The organism is Nonomuraea solani (genome assembly GCF_900108335.1).
Classification (GTDB): domain Bacteria; phylum Actinomycetota; class Actinomycetes; order Streptosporangiales; family Streptosporangiaceae; genus Nonomuraea; species Nonomuraea solani.
Map to the genome: position 1 here is coordinate 716,098 of NZ_FNVT01000004.1, position 20,564 is coordinate 736,661.

Here is a 20,564-nt window from a genome sequence, read left to right on the forward strand (position 1 = left end):
CCATGGGCGATGGATATGTCGGCGGGTATGTCGGCGCGCGGACGCCGCGACGGGAAGATGCCAGGCTGCTGACCGGAAAGGGCAGGTGGGTCGGCGCGGTCCGGCTGCCGGGAACGGTTCACGCGCACGTGGTGCGCAGCCCGATCGCGCACGGCGCGTTCACCGGCTGCGACACCAAGGCGGCCTGGACGGTCGAGGGCGTGCTGGACATCATCACCCCGGGCGACGCGGCCGGCCTCCGCCTGCCGTGCGTCAGCGTGTCGCCGGGCCAGCGGCTCACCTCCTACCGGGTGCTGGACGAGGCGATCAGGTACGCGGGACAGCCGCTCGCCGTGGTCGTCGCCCGTACGCCGGAGGCCGCCAGGGACGCCGCCGACCTGCTCGACCTGGAGCTGGACGAGCTGCCCGCCGTGGTCGGGGCCGAACGGGCGCTGGCGGAGGGGGCGCCGCTGCTCTACCCGGAGCTGGGCACCAACCTGATCACCGAATACGTGATGGGCGACGACGACTGCCTGGCCGCCATCGAGAGGGCCGAGCACGTCGTCGAGATGACGTTCCGGCTGGGCCGGGTCTCGCCGTACCCGATGGAGCCGCGCGGCGTGGTGGCTCACTACGCCGACGACGAGCTGACCGTGTACATCTCCTCCCAGGCGCCGCACCACGTGCGCGAGCACCTGGCGGAGGCGTTCGGGCTCGCGCACGACCGGGTACGCGTCATCAGCCGCGACACCGGCGGCGGCTTCGGCGCCAAGGAGCACGTCTACCCGGACGAGGCGCTCGTCTGCCTGGCCGCGATGCGTACCGGACGCCCGGTGAGCTGGTCGGAGTCGCCGGGCGACCGGTTGTTCGCCACGCTGCCCGCCCGGCAGGCCGTGCACCGCGCGCGCCTGGCGCTCGACGGGGACGGGCGGTTCGTGGCGATGTACGCCGACGTGCTCGGCGACCTCGGCGCGCACCCGTCGAACACGGGCGGCTCGACCCACGCGGTCACGGCCACGCTGCTCCCGGGCCCCTACCGGTTCGATCGGTTCGCGGTACGCGTGCGCGGCGTCGTTACCACGACCACCCCGATCGGCTCCTACCGCGGTTTCGGCCAGCCAGAGGGCACCCTGACCAGGGAGCGGCTGATCGACGAGGCGGCGCGCCGGCTCGGGATCGACCGGATCGAGCTGCGCCTGCGCAACATGCTGCGGCCTGAGGAGCTGCCGTACACGACCCGCGTCTACCAGACCTACGACTCCGGCGACTATCCGCGCGCCCTGCGCACGGTGCGGGAGATGGTGCGGCCGGTGACCAAGGACGACGGGCGCAGGCGCGGCGTGGGCTACTCCTGCCACGTGGAGAGCACCGGCCTGGGGCCGTCGATGGACATGAAGGCCATCGGGATGGAGGGCGGCGGCTACGAGACGGCGGTCCTGCGCATGGACCAGGACGCGTCCGTGGTGGTGTCCTCGGGGGTGGCCGGGATCGGGCAGGGCATCGAGACGGCGCTGGCCCAGCTCGCGGCCGACCGGGTGGGGGTGCCCATCGAGCGGGTGCGGGTGGTGCTGGGGGACACGGCGATGACGCCGTACTCGTCGATGGGGTCGATCGCCAGCCGTTCGCTGGCGGTGGGCGGCGGGGCGCTCACGCGGGCGGCCGAACGGCTGCGCGACAAGCTGATCGCCATTGCCGCGCACCAGCTTGAGGCGGCCGCCGCCGACCTGGAGATCGCCGACGGCGCCGTGCGCGTGAAGGGCGACCCGCAGGCGGCCCGCACGCTGCGGGAGCTGGCCACGTCGGCCTGGCGCGGCTGGGACCTGCCGGAAGGCGTCACGCCCGGGCTTGAGGAGCGGGTCAGCTACGACCCGCCCGGCTACACCTTCGGCTACGGCGCCCACGCGGCGGCCGTGGCCGTCGACCCGGAGACCGGGGCCGTCGAGGTGGAGGGCTACTGGGCGGTCAACGACGCCGGTGTGCTGGTCAACCCGGCCTCCGTGGAGGGTCAGATTCGCGGCGGCGTGGCGCAGGGCCTCGGCCAGGCGCTGACCGAGGAGATCGTCTACACCGACGACGGCCAGCCGATCGTCGACTACATGCTGCCGACCACGCGCGAGGTGCCGGACATCCACGTCGTGCTGCTGGAGACGCCGTCGCCGGTGACGCCGGGCGGCATGAAGGGCGCCGGGGAGGCCGGCACGATCGGCCCGCCCGCCGCCATCGTCAACGCGGTCGCCGCCGCGCTGCCGGAGATCGCGGACGAGCTCACCGACGTGCCGCTGACGCCGGCGGTGCTGTGGTCGCTGCTGGAGCGCCGCCGGGGCCGCTGACGTCTGTTACCGGGTGAGGTCTTCGAGATCCTTGCCCGCCTCCGACAGGGCCCGCTCCAGCGCGTGGCGTCCGGCGGGTTTCGGTTCGGCGGGTCGTTCGTCGTGCGTGGTTTCGGTCTTGGGTGCGTTCTGGTCAGGACTGCTCATGGGAGTGTCCGTACCCCGGTTCACGCGCGCCGTTACGAAGGCGCGGCAAAAAGAATCGTGATTTCTCGCCGAAGATTCGACCCAAGGTGCGTTTTCATACGTACAAGTTTCGACAGACGTGTACGTCAACCCTGAGGCAGGTTCTCTTGTTAAGCGAAACGCGCATCCGTTGCCCCTCCGCGCCGGAAAGGGACGTCATGACCAGGCTGCGATCAGCTCATCGGAGCAAGATCCAGTTCGTATGGCCGCTGCGGGAGGACGCACGGACGGTTGGTCATGCACGGACGATCATACGCACAGAATTGTCGGCTCTCTCCCTTTCCGCGGAACTCGTGGACGACGCCGTTCTGATGGTGAGCGAATTGATCACAAATGCCCTCATGTACGGCGATGATCCGTACGAACTCGTGCTCCACGTGGACGCCAAAGAGATCATGTGCGTGGTGGTGGACGGCAGCTCCCTGCTGCCCGAGACCGCGCCCTACGACCTGGCGGCCGAGCACGGGCGTGGGCTGCGCATCATCGCCAGGCTCTCCGACGGCTTCTACGGGTGCCATCCCCAGCGCTACGTCACCCATCCTGACCTGGTCGGAAAGGCCACCTGGTTCGCGCTGCCGCGCCAGGGCGCGCACAACAACGTGGTGCCGATCCGGGCCGGAAGGTAACAGATTCGGACAACCAATGAAAGTCAGGAATTTCTACCGAAATGGGGTTAAGGTGACGACCGCAAGCCGGGGATGATCTTCGTCGGCACGACGGAGCCCCGGCCGTTCAGGAGGCTGAATGTCAGGCTGGAACGTGCGGACCGGCACATTGGCCGCGGTGCTCGCGCTCGCGGCCACCCCGCTCGCGACGGGCACCGCTTCGGCGGCGGAGATCAAGACCATCTACGTCGACTCCGTCAACGGCAACGACTCGGCGGCGGGCACCAACGAGGCCACCGCCTGGAAGACCCTCACGAAGGTGTCCGCGACCGAACTGACCGCCGGTTCCAAGGTGTTCCTGCGCCGCGGCTCCCAGTGGGTGGGCCAGCAGCTCGCGATCACCGATGCGGGCACCGACGCGGCCCCGATCCGCGTCGACGCCTACGGCCCCGGCACCGCCAGGCCGGTGATCACCGGGGACGGCGAAGCCTGTGTGAGCCTCGAAGGCGAGCACATCGAGGTCATGAACATCCAGGTCGGCCTGGCCGTGGACGGCAAGCGCTGCACGTGGGCCGGCATCAAGGTGACGGGCGACAACAACGTCATCGAGCGCAACTACATCACCGGCGCGGCGGCCGGCGTCTACATCGAGCCCGAGGCGCGGTACACCGCGGTGACGGCCAACGATTTCGTCGACAACAACTTCATGAGCAAGAACACCGAGGAGCCCGACAACGACGACTCGGGCGCGTTCGCGCTCCTCGTCCAGGGCGACGACTCGAACATCGGCTGGAACGAGATCCGCGGCTCGGTCGCCCAGAGTCACGACTACGGCATGGACGGCGCCGCCGTGGAGATCTTCCTCGGCTCCCGCAACCTGATCCACCACAACATCGCGGTGGACAACGAGACCTTCACCGAATTAGGCACCAGCAAGGAGACGAAGCCGAACGGCCAGCCCGCCGACCCGGACGGGACCTCGGACAACGTCTTCGAGTACAACGTCATCACCGGTCCGGCGACCGGCGCGGCCCTGGTGACCAGGGGCGTCCAGGAGCCGGGCGAGGACCCGGACCCGAACGGCCCCGTGCTCCGCACCGTATTCCGCAACAACAGCGTGCGCCTGACCCAGGACGGCTCCCAGGGCGTCGTCTGCGACGCGGGCTGCACCAACGCCCACCTGTCGATGTCCCAGAACATCATCGATGTCACCTTCAAGACGGCCTACGGCCCCGGGGTCACCGACAGCCACCACAACGTCTTCTTTAACGCCGAGCAGCACCAGATGGGCGGCACGAACAACATCGAGGCCGACCCGCTGTTCGACCTGACCGACACGGCGTACCCGCTGAGGGTGCGCGCCGGCAGCCCGGCCATCAACCTCGGTGTGACCAGGTTCAGCGACAGCGACGTGACCGGCCGCGCGATCGACGGCAGTGACGGCGCGGTCGACGCGGGAGCCTACGAATTCGACCAATAGCCCGGTTCTGTCGCCGCCGTCCTCTACGCTCCCCAGCAACGATCAAGCCCGGCAATTCTGGAGAAGCGCGGACATGACCTACCTGGAGCTGTCTGAGGACGGCGGCGGATCGCACAAGTTCTACGAGGTGACCGTGGCGGGCACGCAGGTCACGATCACCTACGGGCGCATTGGCGAGGCCGGCCAGACTAAGGTCTCCTCCTTCCCGACCGCGGCCAAGGCCCAGGAGGCGGCCGACAAGAAGGTCGGGGAGAAGACGCGCAAGGGGTACACCCCGGCCGTACGCGGCGGGCGCGCGCGCCGGACCGTCACCCGCCGGTCGATCCCCAGCAGGCCGAGCACCCCCAGCCCGTCCAGCACCTCCACCACGTCCCGTTCTGTGCCGCGGCAGCCGCCCGAGCAGCTCGCGCCCGTGTTGTGGCGCTTCAACAGCGGGTCGGCGGCCTTCGGCATCTTCGTGGACGAGGAGCGCTGCTGGGTCGGCAACCAGGACGGCGACGTCTACACCGTCAGCCACGGCGGCACCGTGAACGGCCGCTTCCGGCTGCCCGACGGCGTCAAGTGCATCGTGGCCGACGACTTCTGGATCTACGCCGGATGCGACGACGGCCGCGTGTACGACCTCAGCGGCAAGGTCCCGAGGTCCGCGTACGAGATCGCCGCCGACGTGGACATCTACTGGCTGGACATCCACGACGGCGTGCTCGGCGTCTCCGACCGGGCCGGGCGGGTCACCGCGATCGACTACGAGGACGAGGCCCAGTGGTCCCGCTCCGGCACCGGCGACTCCGCCTGGATGGTCCGGTGCGACCAGGACGCCGTCTACCACGGGCACTCACGCGGCGTCGCCGCCCACGACCTGCTGGACGGCGCGCTGCTCTGGCAGCACGACCTTCACGAGCAGGTGCTGTTCGGCTGGCAGGAGGAGCACTCCGTCTACGCGGGCACGGCGCGCGGCGCCCGCGGCAGCGTGCACCGCCTGGCCAAGCGGGACGGCCGGACCGAGGCCGTCTACCATTGCGACGGCGCCGTCTACTCCTGCGCCACCTCGCCCGGCGGCCGCCACGTCTTCGCCGGTGACGACCGCGGCTCGGTCTACTGCTTCGACGCCTCGGGCGCGCGGCTGTGGAAGCTGAGCACCGGCTGCGGATCGGCCTTCTCGATGCAGTTCCTCAACGACCGCCTCTACATCGTCACCACCAACGGCGCGCTGGCCTGCATCGACGCCGGCGAGGCGGCCATCGCCGCGGCCCGGGCCGGGAACGTGCCCCAGCCGCTCGACGTGAAGGCCGCGGCGTCGCTGCGGGTCGTGGAGCCGTCGGTGGTGCTGGAGACGACGAGCGACGTGGGGAACGGCGTCGTCGTGGAGTGCGTCAAGGAGGGCGAGCGGCTGCGGGTGCGCGTGGTCAGCCCCGGCTACGAGACGTGGAACGTGCAGTTCCCCAAGGACATTCGCGAGGCGGGCGCCCGCTACCTGGTGGACGGCCTGCGCTCGGCCGGGCGCGGCGGGTTCTACCGCGCGTACGGGGAGATCAAGCGCCTGCTCTGACAGGACGGCCGACGGTGGCCAGGACCAGGAGGCCCGCCGCCACACCGGTGATCGCGCTGGCGTGGTAGACGTCGTTCAGGGCGAGGTGGGCGGGGGCGCCGCTCTGGTACAGGATGCCGAGCAGGGCGATGCCGAGCGCGTACCCGAGCTGCCTGACCGTGTTGACCGTGCCCGCCGCCATGCCCGCGCGCTGCGGCGGCGCGTACGTCATGGCGGCGGAGCTGAGCGACGGGACGGCCAGTCCGACGCCGATCCCGGTGATGACCAGGCCGGGCGCCAGCGCCGTCCACGTGGAGTGCTCGTCGAGCAGGCCCTGCAGGAACGCGCCCGCGCCGATCAGCAGCAGCCCGCCACCGAGCGCGACGCGCGGCGACAGCCCGGGGAACAGGCGGGCGGACGCGACGGAGGTCACCAGCGAGGTGACGGCCATCGGCGACAGCGCCAGGCCCGCCATCACGGGGCCGAGCCGCAGGTCCTGCTGCAGCCAGATCGAGGTGAAGGCCAGGCAGGCGAACGCGGCCGGCATGAGCAGCCCCGCCCCGGCCATGATCCCGCTGAACGACCGCCCGGCGAACAGCTTCAGATCCAGCATGGGGTGCTCGCCACGCGTCTCGGCGACCACGAAGGCCACGAACGCCACCGCCGCCGTGACCAGCGGCACCAGTGCCGCCGCCCAGCCGCTCTGGCCGGCCTCGATCAGCCCGTACGTGAGCGCGCCCGCCGCCACCGTGAACGTGACCATGCCGGCCCAGTCGATCCTGGCCCCGCCGGGCCGCTTCGACTCCTCGACGCCGCGCACGGTGAGCCAGGCGGCGATCAGGCTGATGGGCAGGTTCACCAGGAAGATGGCCCGCCAGTGCAGGTGCTCGGTGAGCAGCCCGCCGAGCACGGGCGCGACGGCCGCGGCGGCCCCGTTGACGCCGCCCCACACGCCGAACGCGATGCCGCGCCGCCGGCCGTGATAGGTGGCGCTGATGAGGGCCAGGGTGGTGGCCATCATGGCCGCGGCGGCCGCGCCCTGCAGCACGCGGGCGCCCAGCAGCAGACTGCTGGAGGGCGCGAGCCCGCAGGCGAGCGAGGCCAGCGCGAACACCCCCAGCGCCCCCAGATAGACCCGGCGCCGGCCGACGTGGTCGGCGACGGACCCGGCGGCCAGGAGCAGGGCGGCCAGCGCCAGCGCGTAGCCGTCCAGCAGCCACTGCGCGCCGGTGAAGGACATGTGGAGATCGGTGGTGATGTCGGGCAGGGCGACCATGACGATGGTCACGTCGACGAGGAGCATGAAGGCGCCCAGACAGGCGGCCACCAGCGGTGACCAGGACGTGCGCTCGGGTGCTTGGGTGGGAATCATGAGGACCACGTTCGGGTCTGGCTGGGGTTATTCGCCAGCCAGAGCAAGAGTTCTGGTGGTTTTCCGTGCGCGTTAGCCTGGGGTGGTGGAAATCATTGAGCTGGACGACGTCGACCGAGGGTTGCTGCACGCGCTGCAGGTGGACGGGCGGGCCTCGTTCAGCCGGATCGGCGAGGTGCTCGGGGTGTCCGACCAGCGGGTGGCGCGGCGCTACCGGCGGCTGCGCGGCACCGGCATGTTGCGCGTGGTCGGCGTCGTGGACGGACGGCGCCTGGGCTTCGAGTCGTGGTCGATCCGGCTGCGCTGCACCCCCGACGCGGCCGTGCCGATCGCCGAGGCGCTGGGGCGGCGGCCCGACACGTTCTGGGTGCATTTGCTGTCCGGCGCCACCGAGATCTCCTGCGGCACCCTCCAGCGCACGGCCGACGAGCGCGAGTCGCTGCTGCTGAACAAGCTGGCCAGGACCAACCGCGTGCTCTCGGTGTCGGCGCACCGGACCCTGCACCTGTTCGTGGGCGGGCGGATCGGCTGGTCGGGGCTGGCCGCGCTCACGCCCGAGCAGGTGGAGCACATGGCGGCCGGCCGGGTCTACCAGCGCTACGGCACGGGCGAGCGGATCTCGCTCGGCCCCGGCGACCAGGCGCTGCTGGACACGCTCTCCATGGACGGCCGGACCGGCTACGCCGACCTGGCGGCGGTGACGGGCTGGTCGGAGTCGACCGTCAAGCGCCGCATGGAGCAGCTCTGTACGGCGGGCGCGCTCTTCTTCGACATGGACGTGCTGCCCACGCTGCTGGACTACCAGACGGAGGCCCAGTTGTGGATGTCGGTGTCACCGGCCGACCTCGACGCGACCGGGCAGGCGCTGACCGCGCATCCTGAGGTGGCGTTCGCGGGCGCGACGACGGGGCCGACCAACCTGATGGCCAGCATCGTGTGCCGCGACGACGCGGCGCTCTACCGCTACCTGACCGACAGCCTCGGCGCGCTGCCCGCGATCCGGCACATCGAGACCGCGCCGATCATCAGGACGGTCAAGCGGGCGGGGGCCGTACTCCCCGCGTGATAATCGAGGCGTGCACCGGCGATCGTTTCTCCGGCTCGGCGGCGTGGCGGCGGCCGGGACACTGGGCGCGCTCACGCCCACGCGGGCGGCGCACACCCCCGACGACACCTTCGTCCTGCTGCGCCGCCGCTGGCGGGAGGTGATCACGGGGGACGCCCCGGACCAGGCGCTGACCAGGGCGGCCGGCCGCTACCGCGACACGATGGCGCCCGGCCGCTCCTCCCTCTGGCCCGACGAGCCGTTCCCCTCGTACGTGGCCACGCCCCGGCGGCTACGCACCATGGCGCGGGCCCACGCGCTGACCGGCGACGCGAGTCTGGCCGAGGCCGTCGCCGAGGGTGCGGAGCACTACCTCCGGCGCGTCTACACCGCCGGCGCCTTCCCCGTGGGCAACTGGTGGCACTGGGAGATCGGCGTGCCGAAGGCGCTGCTCGACGCGGCGGTGCTGACCGGGCTGGAGAACCCGGCACTGCCGGCGGCGGTGGATCACTTCGTGCCCGCGAATCGGCTGGCGAGCTACAGCGGCACCAGCACCGGGGCCAACCGGGTGGACCTGTGCGTGGTGACGCTGCTGCGGGCCATGCTCGCGGACGACCACGGCCGCGCGGAGCTGGCCGTCTCGGCGCTGTCGCCGGTGTTCCCCCTGGTCTCCGAGGGCGACGGGTTCTACCGGGACGGCTCGTTCATCCAGCACACCTATGTCCCCTACCAGGGGGCCTACGGGGTGACGCTGCTGTCGGGGCTGGCGACCCTGTACGCCGTGCTGCGCGGCTCGCCGTGGGAGCTCACCGACCAGGGTGTCTTCGACCTGGTCGAGCGGTCGTTCGCGCCCTTCGTCCGCGACGGCGCCTGCATGGACCTGGTACGCGGCCGGGGCGTCGGCAGGAGGCCGTTCGGCGACCACGAGCGCGGCGCGGAGATCGCGGCGGCGGTCCTGCTGCTGGGGGAGAGCGCCCCGGCCGACCGGCGGGCCCGGTGGCAGGCCATGGTGAAGGGGTGGGCGGTGCGGAGCGCGTACCGGCCGATGCTGGAGCACGCCGAGCCGCCGTTCCGCGCCCGCCTGGCCGCGATCCTGGACGACGACGCCATACCCGCCGCGCCGGAGCCGGTCGGGCACCGGCTGCTGCCGATGAGCGCGAGGGCCGTGCACCGCAGGCCGGGCTGGTGCGCGGCGCTCAGCATGGCCTCGCACCGGATCGGCCACTACGAGCACGGCAACGGCGAGAACCCGCGCGGCTGGCACACCGGCTCGGGGATGCTCTACTGGTGGGCCGAGGGCCACGGCGACCAATACTCGGACTCCTTCTGGCCGACCGTGGACCCCTACCGGCTGCCGGGCACGACCGTCTCCACCCGGCGCCTGCCCGACGGGGCGGGCGCGGCGTGGGGTGACACGCGGACGCCGTGGCGCTGGGTGGGCGGGGCGACCGACGGCACGTACGCGGTGGCGGGCCAGCACCTCAGCGGGCTGGAGAGCACGATGGAGGCGTTCAAGTCGTGGTTCTTCCTCGACGACGCGATCGTCTGCCTGGGGGCCGGGATCACGAGCCGGGACGGCACGGCCGTCGAGACGATCGTGGACAACCGCAGGACCGGCGCCGCGCTCACGACGGGGGCGGGCTGGGCACACATAGAAGGCCACGGCGGCTACGTCGTGCCCGGCGGCCAGAAGTTGCGGACTCTGCGCGAGCGCCGCGAAGGCGGCGGGGTGGCCCGTGACTACGTGACGCTCTGGCTGGACCACGGCGTCGATCCCCAGGCGGCCGGCTACGCCTACGTCCTGCTGCCCGGCGCGAGCCAGGCCGCCACGAGAGCCGCCTCTGTGAGCGTGGCGGTCAACACCGCCCGCCTGCAGGCCGTCCAGGTCCCTTCGCTGGGCCTCACAGCGGCCTGCTTCTGGAACGCGGGGACCGCCGCCGGCCTGACCGCCTCCGCGCCCTGCGCGGTCCTGGCCCGCGAGCACCCGGACGGCACCGCCACGCTCACCGTGGCCGATCCCCGGTGCGACCTGGACGAGCTGGCCGTGACCTGGGATCGGCCCATGGCCGAGGTGCTGCGTGGCGACGCCGTCCTGACCGGCGGCACGCTCAGGTTCGGGCGGCTCGCCGGTCAGGAGGGGGCTTCGATCACCGTGCGGCTGCGCTTTCAGCCCTGAGGACGCCTGCCCAGCTCGTCCGTGAAGCCCATGTCCGCCAGGGCCACCCGGAGCAGGGGCTTGCCCTTCTCCAGCACGTCATACTCCAGCAGCTCGGCCGTCTCCGGGTCGATGACCAGCCGGAGGGTCAGCGTGTGGGCCGTGTTCGCGGAGAGGGCGACCCCCGTACGCCCCAGCGCGTCCGTGACCTGGCCCTGCGACGTGATGCCCGGCTGGTCGGCCAGCACCTGGAACAGGGCGGAGCGGGTGCCCGGCTTGAGCGGAGCGGTCATCAGGTCCACGCCGGTCTGCCAGAGGTAGCCGTTCTTGCTGGTGACCTTCGCGGTGTTCGGGCTCTGCTCCCAGAGCGCGTCCAGGCGGCGCTGGAGCTCCTTCTTGCCGGTGGGCAGGTCTTTGATGTTGCGCAGGTTCAGGCTGGGGTTGTCGATCGACAGCACCCGCTCGGTGTCGTCGTCGTAGGTCCTGGCCCCCTTCTCCACCAGCTCGGGCGATCCGGCGGCCGTCCATGCGGCCTCGTCCCGCGGGGAGCCGAAGGAGACCTCGACGTCCTGGTTGCCCACGGTGCGGCCGGTCTCACCCGCCTTCATCGGCCGCCAGATCTCGCGGGTGTCGGCCGCGAACGCCGTGTACGGCAACTCGGCCATCTTCAGCTTCGTGAGCTTGTCCCCGAACTCCTTCTTCAGGTCGGCGAGTGCCTTGGGGTCGTTCCTGACCTCCTTCTCCTTCTTCCTGAACTCGTCGTCGGCGGCCTTGATGCCGGCCATGTACTCGCCGGGCACGTTGTGGATCTTCTGCAGGGTGCGCTCGTTGACGTACCAGTAGCGGCCGGAGGCGGCCGGTTCGCGCTTGGCCGTCGTGGCGGCGGCCAGCAGGAACATACGGGCGTTCACCACCGGCTTCGCCGTCTTCGACGGCGTCTCGACGGCCACGAGCGGGCTCTGGCGTGGCGCCGGGTCGCCGGAGACGACGACCACCGCGGCCGCGGCGGCGAGCCCGGCGGCGAGCGTGCCGGCCATCAGAAGGTACGGCCGCCGGGAACGCCGCACCACGGTGCGAGGTTCGGCGAAGGCGCGGGCCAGGTCGCCCGCCCGGCGCCGCCGGTAGCCGTCCTCGGCCAGCTCGTCCAGCTCCGAGGGCTTGAGCCGGGCGAACACGCGGTCGTTCATGAGGGGTTCCTCCAAGGGGTGCGAACGGGGCGCGGGACGGCACCGCCCAGGCGGAGCGCCTGGGTCAGGCGCTTACGCGCGCGGTGGAGCCGGACGTTGTACGTGCGGACCGAACAGCCCATGACCGCGGCCGCCTGCTCGGGCGGCAGGCCGTACCAGGTGGCGAACACCATGGCCTCCACGTCCTGCTCGGGCAGGGCCGACAGTGCGGCCATCGCGCTCTCCCTGTCGATGACGTGCTCGGCCACGTCCCACGACTCCTGGTCGCGCGAGGTGGTGAGCGCGGCTATGCGATCGACCAGGGCCTGCCGGCGGTGGCGCGAGTCGCGCTGTTTGGCCAGCAGGTTGCGGGCCACCCCGAGCAGCCAGGGCAGCGGCGACTCCGGCAGGTCGCCGAGCCGCCGCCACGCCACGAGGAACGTCTCGCTGGAAACGTCCTCGGCCACGTCGCGCTCGGCCCGCAGCAGGGCGTACCCGAGCACGCTGCGATAGTGCCGGTCGTAGAGGTCGGTGAATCGTTCTTCGGGATCGTCCACACCCAGTAGTCCCTCCGAACGCACGCGGATTACCGCGTCACTGAGATTCACCCCTTATTCGCGCCCTTCGATACTCCTCCACCACCAGATCGGTGAGCTCCTGGAGCGAGGTGTCCGCGGTGGCCTTGTCGAAGGTGATCGTGCCGTGCTGCAGCAGGTTGACCCGGTCGCACACCTCCAGGATCTGGGCGTGATTGTGGGCGATGATCACGATGGACACCTCGCCGCGCGCCTTCAGATCGCTGACCAGGTCGAGGATCAGCGCGCCCTCCTTGGCGCCCATCGCGGCCAGCGGCTCGTCGAGCAGCAGGATCCGCGAACGCGTGTAGACCGAGCGGGCCACGGCGATGGCCTGCCGCTGCCCGCCGGAGAGCTTGGCCACCTCGACGTCCACCGACGGGATGCGTACGCCCATGGAGTCCAGGTGCTCGGTGGCCAGTTTGCGCATGCGCCGGTTGCTCAGCAGCCTGGCGAACCCGATGTGCTCGCGGCCCAGGAACATGTTGTGGAAGACGCTGAGCTCGTTGATCAGCGCCAGGTCCTGGTAGACGATGTCGATGCCGAGCGAGCGGGCCTGCCTCACCGACTTGAGCGTCACCTCCTCGCCGTCCAGCAGGATGCGGCCCGAGTCCGGCTGGTGAAACCCGCACAGCAGCTTGACCAGCGTCGACTTGCCCGCGCCGTTGTCGCCGATGAGCCCGAGCACCTCGCCGCGCCGCAGGGTCAGGCTGACGTCCCGCAGCGCGGTCACCGCGCCGAACCGTTTGGCCAGGGACTCTGTGCGCAGCACTTCCGTCATGCCCTCAGTGTTCTCCTGGACGAGGGTCATGTCAGCACCGCCTGGGCGGCGACCAGCCGTCCGTACGCGCCTCCCATGGTCATCAGCTCCTCGTGGGTGCCGCGCTGCACGATCCGCCCGCCGTCGACCACCAGGATCAGGTCGGCGTCCCTGACCGTGCTGAGGCGGTGGGCGATCACGATCCTCGTCTGTACGAGCCGGCCGAGGTTCGCCTCGATGGTCGCCTCGGTGGCGCTGTCGAGGTTGCTCGTGGCCTCGTCCAGCAGCAGGACCTTCGGCCGCGACAGGACGGCGCGGGCCAGGGCGAGGCGCTGCCGCTGGCCGCCCGACAGGCCGCTGCCGTCGGTCAGCACGGTCTCGTACCCCATCGGCATCGCGGCGATCTCGTCGTGCAGCGCCGCCAGGTGGGCCGCGGAGACGACCCGGTCCAGGGCCGCGCCGGGGTCGTTCAGGGCGATGTTCTCCCTGATCGAGCCGTTGAACAGCGAAGGGTCCTGGGTGACCACGCCGAACTGGCGGCGCAGGCTGCGCAGGTTGAGCTCGGCGGCCGGGACGCCGTCGTACCGGATCTCGCCCGAGACCGGGGTGTGCAGCGCGAGCAGCAGCCGGGCGAGCGTGCTCTTGCCCGAGCCGGACGCGCCCACCAGCGCCACCTTCTGGCCGGGGCGGATGGTGACCGAGACGTTCCGCACCGTCCACGGGCCCCGGGGGTCGTGGCGGAAGCTCACGTCGCGCAGCTCGACCGAGCCGCGCAGGCGCAGCACCTCGATACCCTCGCTCGGCTCCGGTTCGGAGGCCAGGATGTCCGACAGGCGGTCGAAGTGCGCGCCCGCCTCCTGCAGGCTCTGCAGCCCGGTCATCAGCGAGCCCAGCGGGGTCAGCGCGCCGAGCGCGATGGCGTTCAGCGCGATCAGTGTGCCGAGCGTGAGCTGCCCGTCCAGCACCCGCCAGGCGCCCAGCCAGAGCAGCCCGAGCGGGGCCATCACCCGGATCGCCGCCAGCGCGGACTCCAGCAGGCCCCGGGTGAGCCCGGCCCGCACGTCGGCGTTGAGCTGCTTGGCGAAGTGCGCCGACCACTGCGCGACGGCCCGCCGCTCGGCCCCCGACGCCTTCAGCGTCTCGATGCCGCTGATCGTCTGGATGAGGCTGCTCTGCGAGGCCGACAGCGCGGCCAGCTCCTCCCGGGTCAGCAGCGCGATCCGCGACGTGCTGACCAGCAGCAGAACGGTCTGGAGCACGCCGAGCCCGGTCAGCGCCAGCCCGAAGACGGGGTCCCAGAGATAGACCAGCACGAGATAGCCCACGGCCAGCGGCCCGTCCAGCAGCGCCGCGACGACCTGCCCGGTCAGGATGTCGCCCAGCGTGGACACGCTCGCCGCGCGCGTCACCAGGTCGCCCTTGCCACGCCGGGTGAAATACCGGTACGGCAGCGCCATCAGATGCCCGACCACGCCCTCGGTGAGCTCCTGGTCGGCCCGCGCCCGCACCGCGACCAGCAGCGCCGCCCGCAGGTAGCCGATCACGAACTGGGCCGCCCCCGCCAGCAGCACCGCGCCGCCGAGCACCGACAGCACCTCGGTCCCGCCCGACGGCACGATCGTGTCGATCAGCAGCTCGGAGAAGAGCGGCAGCGCCAGCCCGAGCAGTTGCAGCAGCAACGAGGCGGCCACGATCTGCGCCAGCAGCCCCCTGCGCCGCCTGAACAGCGTGCGCACGAACTCCCGCCGCCACGCGCTCGCCATCGACGACGAGCCGCGCTGGAACCCCTCGCCGGGCTCGAACACCATGAGCACGCCGGTGAACCCGGCCCCGAACTCCTCGGCCGACAGCCTGCGCCGGCCCTGCGCCGGGTCCACGACGTCCACCCGGTCGGGCGACCAGCGCTCGACCACCAGGAAGTGGTTGAACTCCCAGTGCGCGACGGCGGGCAGCGGCACCCGCGCCAGGTCCTCGGGCGCGAGGGAGAAGGCGCGCGCCTTCAGCTCGTGCTCGCGGGCGCCGTCCACGATGGCCTTGGCGCTCAGCCCGTCCCTGCCGACCTGGAGCCGCTCGGCGACCTCGTGCAGGGTGGTCTTCTGGCCGTGGTGGCACAGCACCATCGCCAGGCAGGCGGCGCCGCACTCGGTCTCGGTGTTCTGTAGCAGCACGGGAAGGCGCCGCGGCAGGACGGGAAGGCGCCGCATCAGCGTGGGAAGGCGCATCAGCTTGTGAAGGCGCATCAGCGGACCGTGCCCAGCGCCAGCGCGGTCACCGCGACCCCGGCCGTGAGGACGATCGCGACCGCGATCCAGAGCACGAGGAACGAGGGCCCGCTGATCACCAGCGGCATCCTGACCCCGCTCCGGGCCCTGGCCCGGCTGCGCAGCGCCTCCTCCCGGAAGATCCTGCGGGGCGTTCCAGAAGCCGGGCGTGCGACCGGCTGGGTGCGGTCATGGGGATGCGTCATGACCAGTGCCATTCGACCCGGGCCGTGGCGCGGCGCTCGCCCAGCCAGCCGGCGAACGCGGCCCGCCCGGCGGCGGCCAGCGTCTCCGGGTCCTCTCCGGCCGGGCTCCTGTCCAGGACGACGCCGGTCAGGAACTCGCCGCCGGGCAGTTCCTCGGGGCCCACCGCCTGCCCGGCCGGCGCGCCGCGCAGTGGCTCGGGCAGCTCGCGGTCCCACCGCGTCGCGACCGTCACCACGGCCTCCCCGTACGCCGACACGTCACCGGCCAGGTCCACCTTCTCCGGCCCCGTCGCCCACATGGCCTTCACCCGCGCGAAGTCCGCCAGGTGCGCGGCCAGATATCCGGCCGCCAGCTCCGCCTCCTTGTCCAGCCGGAACCGCCGCCGCCGCGCGATCCCCGCGATGTACGCCTCGAACCGCTCCCCGTCCATGCCCGCCGCCGCCATCCAGGCCAGCGTCGAGGCCCGGTCGCGCAGCCCTCGTCCCCGCCGGAACTCGTCGGCCGTGGCCTGCAGGTCCGCCGGGCTCACCGGCCGGTCCTCGTCCACGGCCGCGGCCAGCAGGCACTGATCGACGATCTCCTGGTACGGCGAGGCGTCCCGGCGCGACAACGACCGCAGCATGGTCAGCGCCTGCGGCACCGACACGTGCACGTCGTCCACGCTGACCAGGTGCCCGGCCGCCCAGTGCGTCGAGTGGTCGACCAGCCAGGGCACCCCGTCCTCCGGCGGCGCGGTCAGCGCCACCGTGCCGCCGTCCGGGTGGTCGAGCACCAGGTCGTAGTCCACGATCTGGGTGCCGGGGCGCTGGTCGACGACGAGCTGGGCCCGTACGGCGGGGTGCCGTCCGGCCCACTGTCCGGCGGCCTGCCGGGCCTCTGGGACACCGGAGCGGCGGCGCGGTAACGCGCGCAGCAGGTCCGCCCCCGACTCCAGGGCGTTGGCGAAATCAGACGTCATGGGTTCCTCCGTCCATCAGCCAGCCCGCGATCGCGTCGCTGACGGGCAGCCCGGCCCAGAGTTCGACGAAACCCCACGCGCCGTTGGAGTTCAGCTCCAGGAACACGTACTCGCCGCCGGGCGTGACGATGAGGTCCAGAGCGGCGTAGGTGAGGCCGGTCTCGGCGACCAGCCGGGCGCAGCGCCGGGCCACGCCGGCGGGCAGCTCGTGCGGCCCGTACCGGACGCGGTCGTTGTCGTAGTGCCGCCAGTCCTCGCGCGCGGCGGGCGAGTCGGAGGCGTCGATCTCGGCCGCGAACACCCGCTCGCCGACCACGATCACCCGCAGTTCGACGGCCTTGTCCACGTACGGCTGCAGGATGACGGGCTCGTGCCGGAGCCGGTGCCGGGAGGTGAGGTGGCGCCGGGTGACCACGGTCGTGTACGCCCGATGCGGCGCCCCGTCCACCTGGAACCGCTCGGCCGCGATCTGCTTGGCCACCAGCCGCCCGCCGGATCTCTCGTAGGCCGGGACGAGCTCGGCGGGATCGTTCGTGTACGTCGTGTCGGGCACGTCGAAACCCAGCTCGATGGCCTTGGCCAGGTGGAAGACCTTGTTGTGCGCGCGCAGCTCGTCGGCGCGGCGGCCGGGCAGCCAGCGGGCGTCCAGCAGGCTCCACACGCCGTCGAGCATGACCTCGGCCTGCAGCTCGGCGTGCGCCCGCTGACCGGCGTCACCCACGGCGTCCGCCCTGGGGCCGCTGGGCCGGCTGCGCCACACCGCGGTGATCTTCGACAGGTCGATGCTTCGCGTGCCCGTGTCGAGCAGCAGCCGCCGCTCGTTCTCGCGGAACGACGCGGTGATCCGGCTGCTGCCGGGAAAGTCCCCGTTGTCCCACCACAGCACGGGGACGGGGCCCACGGGATCGCCGGAGCCCACCAGGTGGGCGCCGCGCCGCCGCAGCGCGGCCAGCACCCGCTCGGCGGCGCCGTCCCCGCGCTCGCTCATGATCATGATCACTGCCCCGGTCCCCTTTCACACGAAAAGGCGTGGCGGGCCGGTCGGCCCGCCACGCCGGTCACCACTTAGATCAGCCACCACTCGTAGGGCACGTCATCGAGCGTCCAGGCGCTGGCCTGCCACTCCTTCTTGCGGCTGCCCGCCACGTCGCCGAGCTCGGCGTCGGTCAACTCCGCACCCGCGAAAGGCAGGTCGTCAATCGTGATCTTCGACATCGTCGTTCCCCTCCGGCCGCCCGTTGGACGGCCCTTGTTCCGCTTGCGTGGAGAAATCTAGGAACGACGGCTTGGAAGTCACTTGGGAACCACTGCCGATGGCCCGCTGCTTAGGAGCGAGCGGGTGGCGGGCGGGCGTTCTCCCGCTGGGCTTCGGCCGGGGAGCCTCTTGGGGGTGTCAGGCGTTCGCCAGGACCTTTCGGAGGATCGCCGCGAACTCCTCCGGGTGTCCGATGAAACCCCCGTGGTCGCCAGGGAACTCCACCAGCGCCGCGCCGAGCAGATCGGCCACCGCCACCGAGGTCCGGGACGTGGTCAGGTGGCCCGACTCGACCCCGATCCCCACGACGATCCGGCCGGGACCTGCCTTCACCGCGGCGGCGTCGGGCAGGTAGTGGGTGGTGCCGCGCAGTTCGTGGGCGAAGAAGCGGGCGCCGTCGGCCTGCACCTGCTCGGGAACCTCGGCAGGAGGCCCGACGGGCGCGCCCTCGTCACCCTGCTCGAACCCCGCGCTCCCCATGAACTGCGCGAACGCCGCCCCCAGCCCGTCCCGGTGGAAGGTCGCGATCATGGCGTCCACCTCGGCGAGTCGCTCGGCGGCGTCGGGCAGCAGGCCCAGCGTGGGCGGCTCGTGGGCGACGAGCGTACGGATCCGCCGGGGATGCCGCGCGGCCAGGGCGAGCCCCGTCACCGCGCCGCCGCTGCTGCCGAACAGGTCGGCGGAGTCGGCCCCCATCGCGTCCAGGATGGCCGCCACGTCGTCGGCGCGCAGCTCAGGGGTGGAGTCCTGAGCGGGATCCGCCAGCACGCTGCCCGAGATGCCGCGCGGGTCGTGCGTGACCACCGTGTGATCACTCGCCAGCGCGTCGGCCAGCGGCGCGAAGTCCCCGGCGGCCATCGGCGCACCCATGATGACCAGCAGCGGCCCGGAGCCGCGTACCTCGTAACGCAGTCGCACATCGGCCAGTTCGAGAACGTGGGTGGTCGCCATGGCGAGGTCTTCCTTCCAACGGTTGTCCATGTCGGAGGTTGGACCGCCGCTGACCAGGAAACTCATCGGTGGCCCCCGCTTCGCCAAGTTTCACGTGGAACGCGGGAACCGGCCCTTGATCACCCGTACGTCCGCGGCCGGCCCCGCCAGCCGGCCCGCCCAGCCGACCGCCGCCCGCAACGACGGCTCGGGCGGGTGGTAGGTGTTGGCGGCCGACCACCACCAGCGCTTCTCCCGGGGCGGTTCGGCGGCCAGCACGGCGGCCGCCAGCCCCGGCGGGCACGTGATCTGCTCCCACTGCGCGCGGCGCAACCGCAGGTAGAGCAGGCCCTTCAGGCCCTCCAGCGGCCCGAGGTCCGTGATGGCGGTCGCGTCGGCGAGGTCCAGCGCGTACAGGCGAGGGCACGACAGCAGCGGCGTCAGGTCCACCGGCCGGTCGGTGCGGAGCGTCACGGTGCGGAGCGTGCCGTGGCCCGCCAGCGGCGCCAGGTCGACGGCGTCCATGGTCAGGTCGAGCCGCTCCACCGGGGTGTCGCGCAGCGGGGTCAGGTCGGCGCCGGGACAGTTTTCGACCGTGACCTGCCACAACGTCTGCGCCCCGCGTACGGGCCCGAAGTCGGCCCACGGGGCGTCGATCACCTTCAGGCGCTCGATCCCCGAGTGCAGGCCGCGCATGGTGGCCGCGTTCGCCCCGGTGACCGTCAGCGAGCGGGACTCCTCATAAGGCTCCTCGACCTCGATCCACACCTCGCCGTCCTCGGTCCGGTGGGCTCCGGCCCGCAGCGCGGTCACGTGCCGCCGCAGCAGGGCGGTCACCGAGTCGGCGACATAGACGGCGCCGTCGTCGTACCGCGTGCCGATGCGGATGACCTGCCCGGGCCGCCCGCCGGGACCCGGCGCCAAATCCACGGCGAGGAAGTCGCCGGAGGCGCCGGTGGCGAACGGAAGCCAGCACGGATGGTCCGACACCCTGCGCACCGCCTGCGGCGGGCCTGTGCTGGTGATGAGCGGCTGGACGCGCCAGTCGTGGTGCCCGCCGGCCCACCAGCGGTTCTCCTTGCGGCTATGGTGCTCCAGCGTCTCCAGGCCGAACCAGGGATATCCGGCCAGCAGACCGATGCCGCCGTCGCCGTCGATGTGGGAGTAGAGGGCGCGCAGGTCGGCGGGCAGTGACGCGGGCAGCCGGGCTTCGATCCGGTCGCGGTAGTCCGTCGACAGCGCGGGCGGCGGCGCGTAGGTGTCCCTGCCCAGGACCCGGTCACGCCCCCGTAAGTACGCCCCCAGCAAGGCGATCGCCTCGACCGGGTCACCGGCGGGCGTGGCGTTCACCGGGCCCGGCTGGAGTGTCCCCGGCTCCGCGGGCCGCGCGTTGCGGTCGAGCACGTACAGGAACCCGCCCGCGCCGTCACGTTCCAGCGCCCCGCTGATCACCGCCTCGAACCGCCCCCTGGCCTCGACGACCAGCTCCACGGTGAGCTGACCACCCGCCAGGTCGGCGATGGCGCACAACTCCTCGTGCGGGTCGGCCTCGCCGTCGACGTCGCCCGGCTCGTAGACGAACCCGCTATGCCCGGACCCGCCGTCGCCGTCCGCGTAACCCCGTAACTCGGCCCGCCGCCAGCCCTGAGGCCCGGCCGCCGCGATCTTCCCGGCCAGGGCCTGGAGCAGCTCGGTGATCATGAGATCTAGCGTACGGATCCCGGGGACGCGTCAGGGACGTTCTCAGGGTCGTCCCCGACGCTCGCGCCCCC

At 72.0% G+C, this 20,564-nt stretch carries 18 protein-coding genes; 6 read left to right on the top strand and 12 right to left on the bottom strand.

Annotation, left to right across the window (positions count from 1 at the left end; all coding sequences use genetic code 11):
- The first annotated feature begins 2 nt into the window (after window positions 1–2).
- Window positions 3–2,309 carry a xanthine dehydrogenase family protein molybdopterin-binding subunit gene (locus tag C4V41_RS19085; RefSeq protein WP_103957205.1) on the top strand — a complete coding sequence of 769 codons (2,307 nt, stop codon included), beginning with the start codon at window positions 3–5 and terminating at the stop codon, window positions 2,307–2,309.
- 6 nt (window positions 2,310–2,315) lie between these two features.
- Here C4V41_RS19085 and C4V41_RS61880 read toward each other — a convergent pair whose 3' ends face one another.
- The gene (locus C4V41_RS61880; protein ID WP_160150325.1) at window positions 2,316–2,456 is read right to left on the bottom strand and encodes a hypothetical protein; all 141 of its coding nucleotides are present in this window, start codon (window positions 2,454–2,456) and stop codon (window positions 2,316–2,318) included.
- Between the two features lie 197 nt (window positions 2,457–2,653).
- On the opposite strand from C4V41_RS61880, the gene C4V41_RS19090 reads away from it, so the two are divergent.
- The 3 genes from C4V41_RS19090 (at window position 2,654) to C4V41_RS19100 (ending at window position 6,129) form a co-directional block, all read left to right on the top strand.
- Complete coding sequence (locus C4V41_RS19090; protein ID WP_103957206.1) at window positions 2,654–3,121, top strand: ATP-binding protein; 468 nt, start codon at window positions 2,654–2,656, stop codon at window positions 3,119–3,121.
- A 118-nt stretch (window positions 3,122–3,239) separates the two neighbouring features.
- Window positions 3,240–4,580 carry a right-handed parallel beta-helix repeat-containing protein gene (locus C4V41_RS19095; protein ID WP_103957207.1) on the top strand — a complete coding sequence of 447 codons (1,341 nt, stop codon included), beginning with the start codon at window positions 3,240–3,242 and terminating at the stop codon, window positions 4,578–4,580.
- Window positions 4,581–4,653: 73 nt separating this feature from the next.
- A complete protein-coding gene (locus C4V41_RS19100) occupies window positions 4,654–6,129 on the top strand; it encodes a WGR domain-containing protein (protein ID WP_103957208.1) in 1,476 nt (491 codons plus the stop codon).
- On the opposite strand, the gene C4V41_RS19105 is transcribed toward C4V41_RS19100, so the two are convergent.
- Window positions 6,113–7,480 carry an MFS transporter gene (locus C4V41_RS19105; protein ID WP_103957209.1) on the bottom strand — a complete coding sequence of 456 codons (1,368 nt, stop codon included), beginning with the start codon at window positions 7,478–7,480 and terminating at the stop codon, window positions 6,113–6,115. The genes C4V41_RS19100 and C4V41_RS19105 overlap by 17 nt on opposite strands.
- Before the next feature lie 85 nt (window positions 7,481–7,565).
- Between C4V41_RS19105 and C4V41_RS19110 the strand changes: the two genes are divergently transcribed.
- Window positions 7,566–8,546: an Lrp/AsnC family transcriptional regulator gene (locus C4V41_RS19110; RefSeq protein WP_200824067.1), complete on the top strand. Its 981-nt coding sequence runs from the start codon at window positions 7,566–7,568 to the stop codon at window positions 8,544–8,546.
- A 10-nt stretch (window positions 8,547–8,556) separates the two neighbouring features.
- Entirely contained in the window at window positions 8,557–10,701 is a 2,145-nt protein-coding gene (locus C4V41_RS19115; RefSeq protein WP_103957211.1) for a polysaccharide lyase 8 family protein, read from the top strand.
- Here the strand turns inward: C4V41_RS19115 and C4V41_RS19120 are convergent.
- The 10 genes from C4V41_RS19120 to C4V41_RS19160 form a co-directional block, all read right to left on the bottom strand.
- Window positions 10,692–11,867 carry a CU044_5270 family protein gene (locus tag C4V41_RS19120; protein WP_103957212.1) on the bottom strand — a complete coding sequence of 392 codons (1,176 nt, stop codon included), beginning with the start codon at window positions 11,865–11,867 and terminating at the stop codon, window positions 10,692–10,694. The two genes, C4V41_RS19115 and C4V41_RS19120, sit on opposite strands and share 10 nt — an antisense overlap.
- Window positions 11,864–12,403 carry an RNA polymerase sigma factor gene (locus tag C4V41_RS19125; protein ID WP_160150326.1) on the bottom strand — a complete coding sequence of 180 codons (540 nt, stop codon included), beginning with the start codon at window positions 12,401–12,403 and terminating at the stop codon, window positions 11,864–11,866. Before C4V41_RS19125 ends, C4V41_RS19120 begins: the two co-directional genes overlap by 4 nt.
- Window positions 12,404–12,440: 37 nt before the next feature.
- Complete coding sequence (locus tag C4V41_RS19130) at window positions 12,441–13,232, bottom strand: ATP-binding cassette domain-containing protein (RefSeq protein WP_200824068.1); 792 nt, start codon at window positions 13,230–13,232, stop codon at window positions 12,441–12,443.
- A complete protein-coding gene (locus C4V41_RS19135; RefSeq protein ID WP_235030225.1) occupies window positions 13,229–15,421 on the bottom strand; it encodes a peptidase domain-containing ABC transporter in 2,193 nt (730 codons plus the stop codon). The genes C4V41_RS19130 and C4V41_RS19135 overlap by 4 nt, the downstream gene beginning before the upstream one ends.
- A complete protein-coding gene (locus tag C4V41_RS60755) occupies window positions 15,421–15,648 on the bottom strand; it encodes a hypothetical protein (RefSeq protein ID WP_146103706.1) in 228 nt (75 codons plus the stop codon). Before C4V41_RS60755 ends, C4V41_RS19135 begins: the two co-directional genes overlap by 1 nt.
- Window positions 15,645–16,607 (bottom strand): TIGR04500 family putative peptide maturation system protein, encoded by a 963-nt coding sequence (locus C4V41_RS19140; RefSeq protein WP_103957215.1) that lies wholly within the window; start codon window positions 16,605–16,607, stop codon window positions 15,645–15,647. Before C4V41_RS19140 ends, C4V41_RS60755 begins: the two co-directional genes overlap by 4 nt.
- A complete protein-coding gene (locus tag C4V41_RS19145) occupies window positions 16,597–17,595 on the bottom strand; it encodes an ATP-dependent carboxylate-amine ligase (protein ID WP_146103707.1) in 999 nt (332 codons plus the stop codon). Before C4V41_RS19145 ends, C4V41_RS19140 begins: the two co-directional genes overlap by 11 nt.
- 77 nt (window positions 17,596–17,672) lie before the next feature.
- Window positions 17,673–17,822 (bottom strand): putative ATP-grasp target RiPP, encoded by a 150-nt coding sequence (locus C4V41_RS19150; RefSeq protein WP_103957217.1) that lies wholly within the window; start codon window positions 17,820–17,822, stop codon window positions 17,673–17,675.
- A gap of 178 nt (window positions 17,823–18,000) precedes the next feature.
- The gene (locus tag C4V41_RS19155; RefSeq protein ID WP_235030226.1) at window positions 18,001–18,843 is read right to left on the bottom strand and encodes an alpha/beta fold hydrolase; all 843 of its coding nucleotides are present in this window, start codon (window positions 18,841–18,843) and stop codon (window positions 18,001–18,003) included.
- A 60-nt stretch (window positions 18,844–18,903) separates the two neighbouring features.
- Window positions 18,904–20,493 carry an SMI1/KNR4 family protein gene (locus C4V41_RS19160; RefSeq protein ID WP_103957218.1) on the bottom strand — a complete coding sequence of 530 codons (1,590 nt, stop codon included), beginning with the start codon at window positions 20,491–20,493 and terminating at the stop codon, window positions 18,904–18,906.
- Window positions 20,494–20,564: the final 71 nt, after the last annotated feature.

Coding starts and splice junctions, on each gene's coding strand:
- C4V41_RS19085 (WP_103957205.1), top strand. CDS start 3: ATGGGCGATGGATATGTCGGCGGGTATGTCGGCGCGCGGACGCCGCGA.
- C4V41_RS61880 (WP_160150325.1), bottom strand. CDS start 2,456: ATGAGCAGTCCTGACCAGAACGCACCCAAGACCGAAACCACGCACGAC.
- C4V41_RS19090 (WP_103957206.1), top strand. CDS start 2,654: ATGACCAGGCTGCGATCAGCTCATCGGAGCAAGATCCAGTTCGTATGG.
- C4V41_RS19095 (WP_103957207.1), top strand. CDS start 3,240: ATGTCAGGCTGGAACGTGCGGACCGGCACATTGGCCGCGGTGCTCGCG.
- C4V41_RS19100 (WP_103957208.1), top strand. CDS start 4,654: ATGACCTACCTGGAGCTGTCTGAGGACGGCGGCGGATCGCACAAGTTC.
- C4V41_RS19105 (WP_103957209.1), bottom strand. CDS start 7,480: ATGATTCCCACCCAAGCACCCGAGCGCACGTCCTGGTCACCGCTGGTG.
- C4V41_RS19120 (WP_103957212.1), bottom strand. CDS start 11,867: ATGAACGACCGCGTGTTCGCCCGGCTCAAGCCCTCGGAGCTGGACGAG.
- C4V41_RS19130 (WP_200824068.1), bottom strand. CDS start 13,232: ATGACCCTCGTCCAGGAGAACACTGAGGGCATGACGGAAGTGCTGCGC.
- C4V41_RS19135 (WP_235030225.1), bottom strand. CDS start 15,421: ATGCGCCTTCACAAGCTGATGCGCCTTCCCACGCTGATGCGGCGCCTT.
- C4V41_RS60755 (WP_146103706.1), bottom strand. CDS start 15,648: ATGACGCATCCCCATGACCGCACCCAGCCGGTCGCACGCCCGGCTTCT.
- C4V41_RS19140 (WP_103957215.1), bottom strand. CDS start 16,607: ATGACGTCTGATTTCGCCAACGCCCTGGAGTCGGGGGCGGACCTGCTG.
- C4V41_RS19145 (WP_146103707.1), bottom strand. CDS start 17,595: ATGAGCGAGCGCGGGGACGGCGCCGCCGAGCGGGTGCTGGCCGCGCTG.
- C4V41_RS19150 (WP_103957217.1), bottom strand. CDS start 17,822: ATGTCGAAGATCACGATTGACGACCTGCCTTTCGCGGGTGCGGAGTTG.
- C4V41_RS19155 (WP_235030226.1), bottom strand. CDS start 18,843: ATGGACAACCGTTGGAAGGAAGACCTCGCCATGGCGACCACCCACGTT.
- C4V41_RS19160 (WP_103957218.1), bottom strand. CDS start 20,493: ATGATCACCGAGCTGCTCCAGGCCCTGGCCGGGAAGATCGCGGCGGCC.